The organism is Streptomyces sp. NPDC017936 (assembly GCF_044328485.1).
Taxonomy (GTDB): domain Bacteria; phylum Actinomycetota; class Actinomycetes; order Streptomycetales; family Streptomycetaceae; genus Streptomyces.
This window is the reverse complement of the sequence record NZ_JBIRHK010000003.1, coordinates 342,325-355,707: the sequence shown is the minus strand read 5'-3', so window position 1 is coordinate 355,707 and position 13,383 is coordinate 342,325. Positions and strand designations below refer to the sequence as shown.

The 13,383-nt window shown below is 73.1% G+C and carries 8 protein-coding genes; 1 reads left to right on the top strand and 7 read right to left on the bottom strand.

All coding sequences use genetic code 11. From position 1 onward, the window contains the following. Positions 1-22: 22 nt before the first annotated feature. From ACH4F6_RS08190 to ACH4F6_RS08165, 6 genes are all read right to left on the bottom strand, one after another. Entirely contained in the window at positions 23-1,042 is a 1,020-nt protein-coding gene (locus ACH4F6_RS08190) for a Gfo/Idh/MocA family protein (protein ID WP_397959084.1), read from the bottom strand. Then, positions 1,039-2,154, bottom strand: a complete 1,116-nt coding sequence (locus ACH4F6_RS08185) for a DegT/DnrJ/EryC1/StrS family aminotransferase (RefSeq protein ID WP_397959083.1) — start codon at positions 2,152-2,154, stop codon at positions 1,039-1,041. The genes ACH4F6_RS08190 and ACH4F6_RS08185 overlap by 4 nt, the downstream gene beginning before the upstream one ends. Positions 2,155-2,606: 452 nt before the next feature. Next, a complete protein-coding gene (locus ACH4F6_RS08180) occupies positions 2,607-6,794 on the bottom strand; it encodes a ribonuclease E/G (RefSeq protein ID WP_397959082.1) in 4,188 nt (1,395 codons plus the stop codon). 273 nt (positions 6,795-7,067) lie between these two features. Beyond that, a complete protein-coding gene (locus ACH4F6_RS08175) occupies positions 7,068-7,832 on the bottom strand; it encodes a TIGR03936 family radical SAM-associated protein (protein WP_397959081.1) in 765 nt (254 codons plus the stop codon). A 48-nt stretch (positions 7,833-7,880) separates the two neighbouring features. Beyond that, positions 7,881-8,960, bottom strand: a complete 1,080-nt coding sequence (locus ACH4F6_RS08170; RefSeq protein WP_397959332.1) for a hypothetical protein — start codon at positions 8,958-8,960, stop codon at positions 7,881-7,883. Between the two features lie 57 nt (positions 8,961-9,017). After that, entirely contained in the window at positions 9,018-10,169 is a 1,152-nt protein-coding gene (locus ACH4F6_RS08165) for a glycosyltransferase (RefSeq protein WP_397959080.1), read from the bottom strand. Positions 10,170-10,388: 219 nt separating this feature from the next. Between ACH4F6_RS08165 and ACH4F6_RS08160 the strand changes: the two genes are divergently transcribed. Further along, positions 10,389-11,315, top strand: a complete 927-nt coding sequence (locus ACH4F6_RS08160; RefSeq protein ID WP_397959079.1) for a hypothetical protein — start codon at positions 10,389-10,391, stop codon at positions 11,313-11,315. Positions 11,316-11,397: 82 nt separating this feature from the next. Here ACH4F6_RS08160 and ACH4F6_RS08155 read toward each other — a convergent pair whose 3' ends face one another. Beyond that, on the bottom strand, positions 11,398-13,347 hold the full coding sequence (locus ACH4F6_RS08155) for a TIGR03960 family B12-binding radical SAM protein (RefSeq protein WP_397959078.1): 1,950 nt from the start codon (positions 13,345-13,347) through the stop codon (positions 11,398-11,400). Positions 13,348-13,383: the final 36 nt, after the last annotated feature.

Sequence of the window (13,383 nt, the reverse complement as noted above, 5' to 3'; positions counted from 1 at the left end):
CCGTTCCCCCGATGGGTGAAGCTCAGCTGCCATGAGCGGCCAGGTCCTCCGGCTGAAGGGACACGCTGCGGTTGTCCGACGCCGACTGCAGCACCGCGGCGGCGACCTCGACGGTGCGCATGCCCTGACGCAGGGTGCAGATGTCGGCGGCCTTGCCGAGCACGGCGTCCCGGAAGAGCTCGTGCTCGACCAGGAGCGGCTCGCGCTTCGGTATGGCGTAGCGGATCATGTCGCCCTCGGAGACCCCGCGGAAGGCCTGGAGCGCCTCCCACTCGGTGGTCACCGCGGCGTTGGAGTGGAAGGTCAGGTCCGCGGTGAGGGTGTCGGCGATGAAGCAGCCGCGCTCACCGGTGACCGACGTGAACCGCTCCTTGAGCGGGCTCAGCCAGTTGACCAGGTGGTTGACCATGGTGCCGTCGTCCAGGCGGCCGACCGCCGAGACCATGTCCTCGTGCTCACGACCGCTCTTGGAGACGGTGTGCGCGGCGATGGACACGTACTGGCGGCCCGTGACCCAGCCGGTGAGGTCGATGTCGTGCGTGGCCAGGTCCTTGACCACGCCGACGTCCGCGATGCGGTGCGGGAACGGCCCCTGGCGGCGGGTGACGACCTGGTAGACGTCGCCCAGCTCGCCGGCCTCCAGGCGGGCGCGCAGGGAGCGCAGGGCCGGGTTGCACCGCTCGATGTGACCGACGCCGGCCACCAGGCCGCGCGACTCGAACGCCTCGACGAGCCGGCGGGCGCCCTCGACCGTGTCGGCGACCGGCTTCTCGATCAGCGCGCAGACGCCGGCCTCGGCGAGCGCCAGGCCGACCTCCTCGTGCAGGTGGGTCGGGCAGGCCACGACGGCGTAGTCGACGCCGAGGGCGATGAGCTCCCGCACCGTGTCCAGGACCGGCGCGCCCTGCGCGGCGCCGAACTTGTCGCCCATCGGGTCGACGACGCCGACCAGTTCGACGCCGTCCAGTCCGGACAGGACCCGGGCGTGGTGACGCCCCATCGAACCGAGGCCGACGAGTCCGGCCCGCAGCGGCTTGCTCACAGCTGCTCTCCCAGCGCGTTCACGGCGGTCACGATGCGCTCCAGGTCCTGCGCGGACAGGGCCGGGTGGACGGGCAGCGAGACGACCTCGGCGGCCGCGCGCTCCGTCTCCGGCAGGTCCCAGGTGCGGCCGGCCTTCTGGTCCGGCTCCCAGAACGGCTTCAGCCGGTGGATCGGGGTCGGGTAGTACACCGCGTTGCCGATCCCGGCCTCGGTCAGCTTGGCCATGGCCGCGTCACGGTCGCCCCGGATGCGCACGGTGTACTGATGGTAGATGTGCCGCGCGCCCTCGGCGACCTTGGGCGTGACGACGTTGGCCGCGGTGATGTGCTCGGTGAGGTACGCGGCGTTGGCGATGCGCTGCTCGGTCCAGTCGGCGAGCTTCTTGCGCTGCACCCGGCCGATCGCCGCGGAGACGTCCGTCATGCGGACGTTGGCGCCGACGATCTCGTTGGCGTAGCGCTGCTCCATGCCCTGGTTGCGCAGCAGGCGCAGGGTCCGGGCGACCTCCGCGTCGGCCGTGCTGATCATGCCGCCCTCGAGGCTGTGCATGTTCTTCGTCGGGTAGAAGCTGAAGGTGCCCGCGGCGCCGAAGGCGCCCACCGGGGTGCCGTGCAGCGCGGCGGCGTGAGCCTGACAGGCGTCCTCGACCACGGCGAGCCCGTGCTGGGCGGCGATCGCCATGATCCGGTCCATCGCGGCCGGGTGGCCGTACAGGTGGACCGGCATGATCGCCGCGGTGCGCGGGGTGATGGCCGCCTCGACGGCCGCCGGGTCCAGGCAGAACGTGTCGGCCTCGATGTCGGCGAAGACGGCGTCGGCGCCGACCAGCCGCACCACGTTGGCGGAGGCCGCGAAGGAGAACGACGGCACGATGACCTCGTCGCCCGGGCCGATGCCGAGCGCCATCAGGGCCAGGTGCAGCGCGGAGGTGCCCGAGTTGACCGCGACGCAGTGACGTCCGTCGACCAGCTCCGAGAACTCCTCCTCGAAGGCGGCCACCTCAGGACCCTGGACGACCCGGCCGCTGCGCAGCACGCGCACCGCGGCCTCGATCTCCTCCTCGTCGATCACAGGCTTGGCGGCCGGTATGAACTCATGGGCGTCGGTCATTCGACATCCCCTCCTCTACGGCGACCTCGAAGGCGCGTCGTGCATGGTCGGGAAGGGGCCGCGTCGAACCCGGCACGGCCGTATCCCTGGGTGTTCACCGCTGCCTGTGGGCGGGCGAACGGCTTGTACACAGGACCCCGCCCCCGAGGGTTCCTTGCGGGAAGACAGCCGTATCCGGGCTGTGGGACCGGACGTGCGGTTCGGCTGCGGTCACGGTGCGCATGGCTGTGGCCACCGAGACCGCAGTTCACGTTACCAGCACGGGCACGGCGATCTTCCCCAGGGTTACCACAGTGAAACCCTCCCGACGGGTGCCCTGTACCACGAGCGAGACACAGGGTAACCCGCCCGTGAACGGCGGGCGACGCAGGCCGCGGCGCGGGGCGCCCGGTGTCGCACCGGGTGCCCCGCGCCGCGCCGGCGCACCGATCGTGCGCGGTCGGCAGGACCGCTCAGTCCTCGGTCGTGGCCGAGACGGACGGCGCGCTCTGCTGCGCCGCCGCCGTCTTCTTCGACGCCGCCGTGGCCGCCTTCTTCGCCGTCGTCTTCTTGGCCGCGGTCTTCTTCGCGGCCGTCTTCTTGGCGACGGTCTTCTTGGCGACGGTCTTCTTGGTGGCGGCCTTCTTCGCGGTGGTCTTCTTCGCCGTCTTGCGGGCGGCCGCCTTCTTGGCCGGAGCGGCCTCCGCCGCCTCCTCGCCCGCCTCGGCGGCCGGGACCTCCACGGCGGCCTCGGCCGGGGTACCGGCAGGGGCCTGGACCGCGGCTTCCGCCGGAGCCTCCGCCGCGGCCGCGGGGACGACCACGACGGCCGTCTCCTCGGACGCGGTGGGCGCGGTGGCCTTGCGCACGGCACGGCGCCGCGGGCGGGCCGGAGCCGCGCTCTCGGCGACCGGCTCGGCGACGGCCTGCACCTCGGCCTCGGCCTCGGCAGCGGCCTCGGCGGGCTGCTCCACCGGAGCGGACTCGGCGACCGTCACCACGGCCGCCTCCGCCCCGGCGGGCGAACCGGCCGGCGCGGACACCTTGCGGGTGGCCCGGCGCCGCGTACGGCCCTTGGGCGCGGCCTCCTCGGCGGCCGGAGCCTCGACGACCGGGTCCTCGACCGCGACCGGCGCGGCCTGTGCGGCGACGGCCTCGGCCTGCTGCACCGGAAGCGCGGCCTCCTCCTCGGGGGTGACGTCCTGCGCCGTGGGAACCGCCGCGGACACCTGCGCCGGCTCCTCGGAGACGGCCTCCTTCCGCGCGGCACCGCCCCTGGGCGCGCCCGCCGGAGCCGACGCCCGCCGGCTCGCCCGGCGCCGGCCGCGTCCGCGCGAGGCGGCGGCCTCCGCCTCGGCGACGCTGCTGTACAGCTCCTCGTCCGGCGCGAAGTCGGGCGCCTGGAGCGCGACCGGCGCGGCCACCTCGGCGGCGACCTCGGCCTCGCTCTCGGCCTCCTCGGCGACGGACACCGCGGTCTCGGCGGGCAGCACCTCGTGCTCGTGCTCGACGACCTGCCCGTCCCCGCCGCGCCCGCGCTTCCTGCGCTTGCCGCCGCCACCGGCGGCGGACGGCTGGTCCAGGTGGAGGATGACCCCCCGCCCGTTGCAGTGCACGCAGGTCTCGGAGAAGGACTCCAGCAGCCCCTGGCCGACCCGCTTGCGGGTCATCTGCACGAGCCCCAGCGAGGTCACCTCGGCGACCTGGTGCTTGGTGCGGTCCCGGCCCAGGCACTCCAGGAGGCGCCGCAGGACCAGGTCCCGGTTGGACTCCAGCACCATGTCGATGAAGTCGATCACGATGATGCCGCCGAGGTCGCGCAGCCGCAGTTGGCGCACGATCTCCTCGGCCGCCTCCAGGTTGTTCCTGGTGACCGTCTCCTCGAGGTTGCCGCCCTGACCGGTGAACTTGCCGGTGTTGACGTCGATGACGACCATCGCCTCGGTCCGGTCGATCACCAGCGAACCGCCGCTGGGCAGCCAGACCTTGCGGTCCAGCGCCTTGGCGAGCTGCTCGTCGATCCGGTACGTGGCGAAGACGTCGACCTCGGACGTCCACCGGGACAGCCGCTCGGCCAGGTCCGGCGCGACGTGCGAGACGTAGCCGTGGATCGTCGACCAGGCGTCGTCGCCGCTGACGACGACCTTGGAGAAGTCCTCGTTGAAGATGTCCCGCACGACCCGGACGGTCATGTCCGGCTCGCCGTACAGCAGCGTCGGGGCGTTGCCGCTCTTGGCCTTCTTCTTGATGTCCTCCCACTGCGCCTGGAGCCGCTCGACGTCACGGCGCAGCTCGTCCTCGCTCGCGCCCTCGGCGGCGGTGCGCACGATGACGCCCGCGTCCTCGGGGACGATCTTCTTGAGGATGGTCTTCAGCCGGGCCCGCTCGGTGTCGGGCAGCTTGCGGCTGATGCCGGTCATCGAGCCCTCGGGCACGTACACGAGGTAGCGGCCCGGGAGGGAGACCTGGCTGGTCAGACGGGCGCCCTTGTGTCCGATCGGGTCCTTGGTGACCTGCACGAGGACCGACTGGCCCGACTTCAGGGCGGCCTCGATGCGGCGCGGCCCGTTGGCCATGCCCAGCGCCTCGAAGTTGACCTCGCCGGCGTACAGGACGGCGTTGCGTCCCTTGCCGATGTCGATGAAGGCGGCCTCCATCGACGGCAGCACGTTCTGGACCTTGCCCAGGTAGACGTTGCCGACGTACGAGGTCGACTGCTCCTTGTTGACGTAGTGCTCGACCAGCACGCCGTCCTCGAGCACGCCGATCTGGGTGCGCTCGCCGTGCTGGCGCACGACCATCACGCGCTCGACGGCCTCGCGGCGGGCCAGGAACTCGGCCTCGGTGATGATCGGGACGCGCCGGCGGCCCTGCTCACGGCCTTCCCGGCGGCGCTGCTTCTTGGCCTCCAGACGGGTCGAGCCCTTGATGGACTGCACCTCGTCGGACGGCTCGCTCGCCTTGCGCGGCTCGCGCACCTTGACGACCGTGCGCTCCGGGTCGCCCTCGCCCGGCTCGGCGTCGGCGGGGGCGTCCCCGGCCCTGCGGCGACGGCGACGGCGACGGCGGCTGCCTGCGGTGGAGCCGCCGCTCTCGTCGGCGTGCTCCTCCTCGGCGTCCTCTTCCTCCTGCTCGGCGGTGTCCTCGGCGTCCTGCTCGGCCTGTTCGACGGCGAGCTCGTCGGCCTCGGCGTCGCCGGCCTCGCCCTCGGCGGACTCACCGCGACGGCGACGGCGGCCGCCCCGGCGGCGACGGCGGCGCGAACCGCCCTCCTCGGTCTCCTCGTCACCCTCGGCGACGTCCTCGGCGGCCTCGTCGGCCTCCTCGGGCTCCTCGGGCTCCGGCTCCTCCTCGGCGGCGGGCGCGGCGGCGCCGCGCACGGCCTCGGCGCTCTCCTCGCCCTGTCCGGCGCCCCGGCGCCGACGGCGGCGGCGCGAGCCGGCCTGCTCCTCGGGGAACTCCTCGACGGCCTCGACGGCCTCGACGGGCTCGGCGGTCTCCGCCTCGGCGGCCGCGGCCTCGGCCGCCGCGCGCTCCGGCGTCTGGAACCTGGGCTCGGTGAACACGGGGGCCTGGAACACGGCGACCGAGGGACGCGCGGGACGCCGCGGCGTCTCGCCCTCCTCGCCGGCCGGACGCGCGGGCTCGGAGAAGCCGACGGCGGCCTGGCGGACGACCCGCCGGCGCCCACGGCGCGGCGCGGCCTCCTCGGTGGCGGCCGTCTCGGGGGCCTGGGCGGCGGCGGCCTCGGCGGCCTGGGGCGCGGGCGCCTCGGCCGCGGGGGTCTCCACCGCCGCGGTGACCTCGCCGGCCTCGGCGGGCGCGGACACGCGTCGGGTGGCGCGGCGACGGGTGCGGCGCGGAGCGGCCTCCTCGGCGGCGGGAGCCTCGGCGGCGGGGGCCTCGGCCGGCGCCTCCGGCTCGACGCTCGCCGGCTTCTCCGCGGCTTCGGCGGCCACGACGGTCTCGGCGGCGGCTTCGGCGGCCTGCGGCGCTCCGGTGGGCGCGGTGGCCCGGCGGGTGGCACGTCGGCGCGGTCGCGCGGGGGCGGCCTCCACGGCGGCCTCGGGGGCGGGCTCCGCGGCGGCCTCGGCGGGCGTCTCGGCGGCGGCCGCGGACACCACGGTCCCGGCGGCCTCCTCGGCCGACGTCGTGGCCCCGGCGGGCGCGGACACGCGTCGGGTGGCGCGGCGGCGGGTGCGGCGCGGAGCGGCGTCCTCGACGACGGCCGCGCTCTCCTCGGCGGAGGCGATCTCCGCGACCGGCTCCGGTGCTTCGGCGGCCGCCGCCGGCACGACCGTCTCGGCGGCCTCGGCGGACGCCGGAGCCCCGGCCGGCGCGGAGGCCCGGCGGGTGGCACGCCTGCGCGGCCGCGTAGGCGCCGCTTCGGCGGCCTTGTCCGTCTCCGGGGTCGCGACGGCCTCGGAGGTCTCGGCGGCCTCGGAGGTCTCGTCCGTCGTCGCCTCGTCGTCCTCCGCCGTCAGATCGGCGGCGGGCGGTATGGCCGGGGCGACGGTCTCGGCCGGGGTGTCGGCGGAGGCGGCCGGCGGACCGGCCGGGCGGGAAGCGGCACGGCGCCGACGACGCGGCGGCAGGGTGTCGCTCGGGGTGTTCGATTCGGAGTCCGTCACGGACTCTGCGGGTTCGGTCGGCTCGAGCATGCGGGTGTGTCTCCCGTCAGGCTCCCGGGCGCCGCACCTGGTCCGGCGTCGACATCGTCGATCACCGTTGACGTCCGCGGCTCGCGCTGTGCGCGGTGCCGCCGTCCGGGGCGCGGCCGCCGCACGGGAGCTCTCTGTGTCCTGTCTCGCCGGTTCCGTACGCCATGTTGCGTACGGCCTGGCGAAAGTCTTCTGGTCGGTGCGCTGCCCGACCCAGGTGGCTCCCGAGTACGAGGGCGGCGCTACGACGTCCGTCCCGGTGCGGAACCTTCCTTACGCCGGCGCCGTCGCGGCGGCAGTCGGATCGGCCGTCGAAAGGGCCTCGGCTGCCTCGCGGTCGGGCGCGAGCGGGTCGGTCACCGCGCCGGTCTCTTCATCGAACAGCCCCTGCGCCAGCCTGGTCACCGCTGCGGGGACCGGCGGCGCCAGGTCGGCCACGGCGCGGAGACCGGACAGGACGTCGTCGGGTCGTACGGCAGGCGTCACGTGCCGAACAACCAGCCGCAGTATCGCACAGGGCTGGTCGATAGGCCTATCAGCCTGTGGAGAGTGCGTTTCCAGCCGCACGACGGCGGAGCGGGCGTCGAAGGTGCGGACGCCGTTCTTGGTCATGCGCTGGACCTCGACGGTGTCGGCCTCGTTGAAGGCGTCCACCGCGCGGCCGGCGTCGGCCGGGTCCACGCCGTCCAGCCGCAGCTCCCACACGGAGGCCGTCAGCCGGTCGGCGAGCCCCGGGGTCCGGGCCTCGACCGCGTCGACGACGTCGAGCCCGGTGGGCAGCGACTCGTCGAGGAGGACTCTCAGCTTCTCCGGGTCACGCGCCGCGGTGAGCGCGATCTCCAGGTACTCCGCCTCACTGCCCGTGCCGGTGGGTGCGGCATTGGCGTACGACACCTTCGGGTGCGGCGTGAACCCCGCCGAGTACGCCATCGGCACCTCGGCACGGCGCAACGCGCGCTCGAAGGCACGCTGGAAGTCACGGTGGCTGGTGAACCGGAGGCGGCCGCGCTTGGTGTAGCGCAGTCGGATGCGCTGCACCGCGGGTGCGGGCGGCGGGCCTTCGGGCTGTCGCTTGCCCAGTGTCGTTCAGTCCTTCGTGAGTGCGGTCGTCCTGCCACCAAGAGTACGTGTCCCGCGGCCGGAAGGTTCCCCGCGGGCCTCGGCCTCCCGTTCCCGGGGCTCCCCGAAGAGCATCCGCCGGACGTCGGCGCGTGCCTGCCGCACGGACTCCCGGGCGCCGGTCAGGGCCTGGCGGGAGACCCGGCCCACGGCACGGGCGGCCGCGGCGGCGGGGCGCAGCACGGTGCCGCGGACGAGGTGTCCGACCGGGGTCAGCACGGTGCGGTACACCCAGCGCACCGGCTCCACGAAGATCCACCGGAAGAGCGTCCCCAGGAACCGTCCGACGACGAGCGAGACGTGCCCCGCGACGCGCCACGCGTGCCCGAGGGCGTCCCACACCTCCCGTCCGACGAGGCCGAGGAAGCGGCCGACGGGCGCGAGCACCCAGCGCCACGACACGAGCGCGGGGAGGACGAAGAGGACGCGGGCGGTCCAGTACAGGATCCGGCCGAGCCCGGTGACGAGCAGGGCGAGGACCAGTCCCACACCCCGCGCGCACCAGGCGATCGCCCGTCCCGCGGGCACGAGGATCCACTCGTACAGCCGACTCGCGGGGACGAGGACCAGGTACCGCCCCAGCCAGGTCAGCACCGCGAGGAGGCCGGCGCCGACGGGGGTCAGCACGCGCGCGTGGAGCCACCCCAGCACCGCGCCGGTCCCGCGGGCCAGCCGGGCCACGGCGTGGCCGACGGGGGTGAGGACGTACCGGTGGCACCACACCACAGGGACGACGACCAGCGCGTTCCCCAGCCGGGCGAGCGCCCTGCCGACGGGGACGACGGCGTGGCGCCACAGGCCGACGAGGGGCCGGACGACCAGGGCCTCGCCCAGCCACAGCAGGGCCCGGCCGACGGGACGCAGCACCGTGTCGTTCAGGAAGCGGCCGGTGACGACGAGAGCGTCCCACGCCATCCGCACGGGCACGACCAGCAGGAGCACGACGATCCGCACGGGCAGCCGGATCGCGACGACGAGACACCCCTCGGGGCTCTGCTGTCCGGGCCGGCGGGGGCGTGCCTCGGCGGGCGGCTTCTGCGTGTTCATACCGCTGTAGACGCCGAAGCCGCCGTCCTGGATGCACGCCCCCACCTGCGCGTCCGCTCACTTCTTGCGACCGCGGCCCGCCTTCCCGGCCCGGGACGCCTTCGGCCGGCGCACGGGGGCGGCCGGCGGGGAGAGGGCGGCGACGTGCGGGGCCGAGAACGCGCGGTTCGCCTCGGTCTGGCGGCGGATCGGATCGGGCAGGTCCGGCATGGCCAGCAGCATGTCGCACGCGCGCACGGAGCCGACGTGGTCGCCCACCCAGTGAGCGGCGATGGAGAACTCGAAGAGCAGACCCCACCGGTACACCCAGGGGCTGGTGAAGAGCACGTCGTCCGGCTCCCCTCCGCCGACGACCGCGCCGAGGAGGGCGTACGCCGTGCGGTAGCGGCCCCGCAGGCGCAGTCGTGACGCCAACTCGTAGCAGGCCTCCAGCCGTTGGGGGCGCGCCTCCCAGGCCCGGGAGAAGGCGTCCATGGCCCCCGGCCAGTCGTCGGTCTTCTCCGCCCTGAGGATCCCGGACTCCAGGAGCGAGCAGTAGACCTCCTCGGCCCAGCCGCCCAGCGCCGCCCGTCGCTCGTACAGCGCGATCGCCTCGTCCGGGTGGCCCAGGTCGCGTTCGGTGTTGGCCAGGTAGAAGACGGTGCGCGGATTGGCGGGGTCTCGCTCCAGTTCGGCCCGCAGCAGACGTGCGTCGCGTTCGAACTTGTCGCCGCGGCAGCCGCCGTCCGCGTGATCCTCGATGACGAGCGCGTCCAGGTTCTCCTGGGTGTCGGGCTCGTCGGTGCACGGGTATTCGTGGGTCACCCCCTCGTAGCGCCAGAGCCAGTCGCCCCGCATGAGGTGCTTGAACCGGTGCTGGGTGCCCGGGGAGTCGTAGCGCAGCATGTAGGAGCCCGCCGTCAGCGGCGGCAGCGGGGCGTCCTGGCGCATCACGTGGTCGGCGTCGAGGGTGAGCAGGTAGTCGGCCTTGCCGCGGGCATGCTGGATGTTGCTGGTCCGGTTGTGTCCGAAGTCGACCCAGGGTTCCTCGAGGAGTTCCCCCGGAATGCCGTCCAGTACCTTGCGGATCAGGTCCTGCGTGCCGTCCGTCGAACCGGTGTCCGAGATCACCCAGTGGTCGATGAGGGGGCGCACGGAGTCCAGGCAGCGTTCGATCACGGCCGACTCGTTCTTGACGATCATGCACAAGCACAGGGTCTGCTGCTTCACGGGCGTCAAGGTGGCACGAACCGCCCCTCCTCGGTTCCCTCCACACGACCAAAGCGTCACGGAAGGCAGGAAAACAACCCATCAGCACGCATGAATTAATCAGATCTGTCTACATATGCGCGCGTTCGGACCAGTCGTGGTGCCCGCCCTCTCCCGTCCGGCGAGGCTCGCCCTCAGGTTCGGGACATCACCCGAACCGGTCGAGACAAGGAGCATGGGATGAGTCGTGAGTCCGGGACGTCCTCGCCGCTTGGGCCGCTGGCACGGGACAGGCTCAGGAAGGCGGGGACGCTGGCCTCGCTCGCGCTGGTCATGGCCGTCGGGGTGGCCGGTCCGGCGGCCGCCGCGGCACGGAGCGTGGCCGGCCACGCGCACGCGACGGCCGCCGACGGCGACGACCAGTGCAGGGACGAGCCGAACCATCAGATAACCGGTGCGACGAGGACGGCCGACGACAACAAGGACCAGTGCAAGGGCCCGACCGGCCCGCAAGGGAACACCGGAGCCACGGGGGCCACCGGAGCCACAGGTGCGACGGGTGCCACAGGAGCAACCGGCGCCACGGGGGCCACCGGAGCCACGGGGGCCACCGGAGCCACGGGGGCGGGAGTCACCGGAGCAACCGGCGCCACCGGAGCAACCGGTGCCACCGGAGCAACCGGTGCCACCGGAGCAACCGGTGCCACCGGAGCGACGGGAGCCACGGGTGCCACCGGCCCGTGCATCGACCTCGACGCGGCGCAGGACTCGAACAACTTCGAGCTCCGGGCCGCCCTCTTCGACACGCGAGCCTTCGCGGGTATCCGAGACCTCCGGGGCTCCACCGCCCACCCCTTCCTGTGGACCGATCTCAGCACGCACCCCAACTACCCGGCGGGGGGCGTGGACTCGGAGGGTGACCCCGTCGGCTTCGCGTGCGCCATCGGCCTCAACGCCCACAGCCAGAACGACGCGGACCCCATCAAGTTCGACGTCATCACCACCACGGGCCAGGTCTGGGAGACCACCTGCACCCAGCAGAACACCCAGCCCAACGCCACCCTGAACTGCAACACCCCACAGGGCCTCCCCCAGCCCTGGGTGAGGGTCAACCTTCAGCCCACCGCCCTCGCGGTCAACAGCGGCACAGCCGTCCCGGCCACCTGACGGAACACCCCCACGCCGAAGGGGTGTGCGAAGAGCCGGTCGACCGGCCCTCCGCACACCCCTCGCAGCTCATGACCGCAGGTCAGTGGCTGTGCCCACTCCCCGCAGGCTGCTTCACCGTCAGCGGCAGCAGCTTCTTGCCGGTCGGCCCGATCTGGATGTGCGTGTCCATCGCGGGGCAGACACCGCAGTCGAAGCACGGCGTCCAGCGGCAGTCCTCGACCTCCGTCTCGTCGAGGGCGTCCTGCCAGTCCTCCCAGAGCCAGTCCTTGTCCAGGCCGGAGTCGAGGTGGTCCCAGGGCAGGACCTCCTCGTAGGTGCGCTCACGGGTGGTGTACCAGTCGACGTCCACGCCGAACGGGGCCAGCGCCTTGTCGGCGCAGCTCATCCAGCGGTCGTACGAGAAGTGCTCGCGCCAGCCGTCGAAGCGGCCGCCGTCGTCGTAGACGGCCCGGATGACCGCGCCGATCCGGCGGTCGCCGCGGGAGAGCAGGCCCTCGACGATGCCGGGCTTGCCGTCGTGGTACCGGAAGCCGATCGAGCGGCCGTACTTCTTGTCGCCGCGGATCTTGTCCCGGAGCTTCTCCAGGCGGGCGTCCGTCTCCTCCGCGGAGAGCTGCGGGGCCCACTGGAAGGGCGTGTGGGGCTTGGGCACGAAGCCGCCGATCGACACCGTGCACCGGATGTCGTTCGAGCCGGAGACCTCGCGGCCCTTCTGGATGACGTGCGTCGCCATGTCGGCGATCTGGAGGACGTCGTCGTCGGTCTCCGTCGGCAGACCGCACATGAAGTACAGCTTCACCTGCCGCCAGCCGTTGCCGTAGGCGGTGGCGACCGTGCGGATCAGGTCCTCTTCGGAGACCATCTTGTTGATGACCTTGCGGATGCGCTCCGAGCCGCCCTCGGGGGCGAAGGTCAGACCCGAGCGGCGGCCGTTGCGGGTCAGCTCGTTGGCCAGGTCGATGTTGAAGGCGTCCACCCGGGTGGAGGGCAGCGAGAGGCCGATCTTGTCGTCCTCGTAGCGGTCCGCCAGGCCCTTGGCGACCTCGCCGATCTCGCTGTGGTCGGCGGAGGACAGCGACAGCAGGCCGACCTCCTCGAAGCCGGTCGCCTTCAGGCCCTTCTCGACCATGTCGCCGATGCCCGTGATGGAGCGCTCGCGCACCGGACGGGTGATCATGCCGGCCTGGCAGAAGCGGCAGCCCCGGGTGCAGCCGCGGAAGATCTCGACCGACATGCGCTCGTGGACCGTCTCGGCCAGCGGGACCAGCGGCTGCTTGGGGTACGGCCACTCGTCCAGGTCCATGACCGTGTGCTTGGACACGCGCCACGGCACGCCCGACGTGTTCGGCACGACGCGCGCGATCCGGCCGTCCGGCAGGTACTCGACGTCGTAGAACGCCGGGACGTACACCCCGCCCGTCTTCGCCAGGCGGAGGAGGACCTCCTCGCGGCCGCCGGGGCGGCCCTGCGCCTTCCACTCACGGATGATCCGCGTCATGTCGAGCACGGCCTGCTCGCCGTCGCCGATGACCGCCGCGTCGATGAAGTCGGCGATCGGCTCCGGGTTGAAGGCGGCGTGGCCGCCGGCGAGGACGATCGGGTCGTCGATCGTGCGGTCCCGGGACTCCAGCGGGATGCCCGCCAGGTCCAGGGCGGCGAGCATGTTGGTGTAGCCGAGCTCGGTGGAGAAGGACAGCCCGAACACGTCGAACGCCTTCACCGGCCGGTGGCTGTCCACCGTGAACTGCGGGACGCCGTGCTCCCGCATCAGGGCCTCCAGGTCCGGCCACACGCTGTAGGTGCGCTCGGCGAGGACGCCCTCCTGCTCGTTCAGGACCTCGTAGAGGATCATGACGCCCTGGTTGGGCAGGCCGACCTCGTACGCGTCCGGGTACATCAGCGCCCAGCGGACGTCGCAGTCGTCCCAGGGCTTGACGGTGGAGTTCAGCTCGCCGCCCACATACTGGATCGGCTTCTGCACATGCGGGAGCAGGGCTTCGAGCTGCGGGAACACCGACTCGACAGACATCGGGGGAACTTTCGTGAGCTGACTGGGGGCACCCCC

Bases quoted from the DNA above. Each gene is read 5' to 3' on its own strand.
- ACH4F6_RS08160 (WP_397959079.1), top strand. From the start codon at position 10,389: ATGAGTCGTGAGTCCGGGACGTCCTCGCCGCTTGGGCCGCTGGCACGG.
- ACH4F6_RS08155 (WP_397959078.1), bottom strand. From the start codon at position 13,347: ATGTCTGTCGAGTCGGTGTTCCCGCAGCTCGAAGCCCTGCTCCCGCAT.
- ACH4F6_RS08180 (WP_397959082.1), bottom strand. From the start codon at position 6,794: ATGCTCGAGCCGACCGAACCCGCAGAGTCCGTGACGGACTCCGAATCG.
- ACH4F6_RS08185 (WP_397959083.1), bottom strand. From the start codon at position 2,154: ATGACCGACGCCCATGAGTTCATACCGGCCGCCAAGCCTGTGATCGAC.
- ACH4F6_RS08170 (WP_397959332.1), bottom strand. From the start codon at position 8,960: ATGAACACGCAGAAGCCGCCCGCCGAGGCACGCCCCCGCCGGCCCGGA.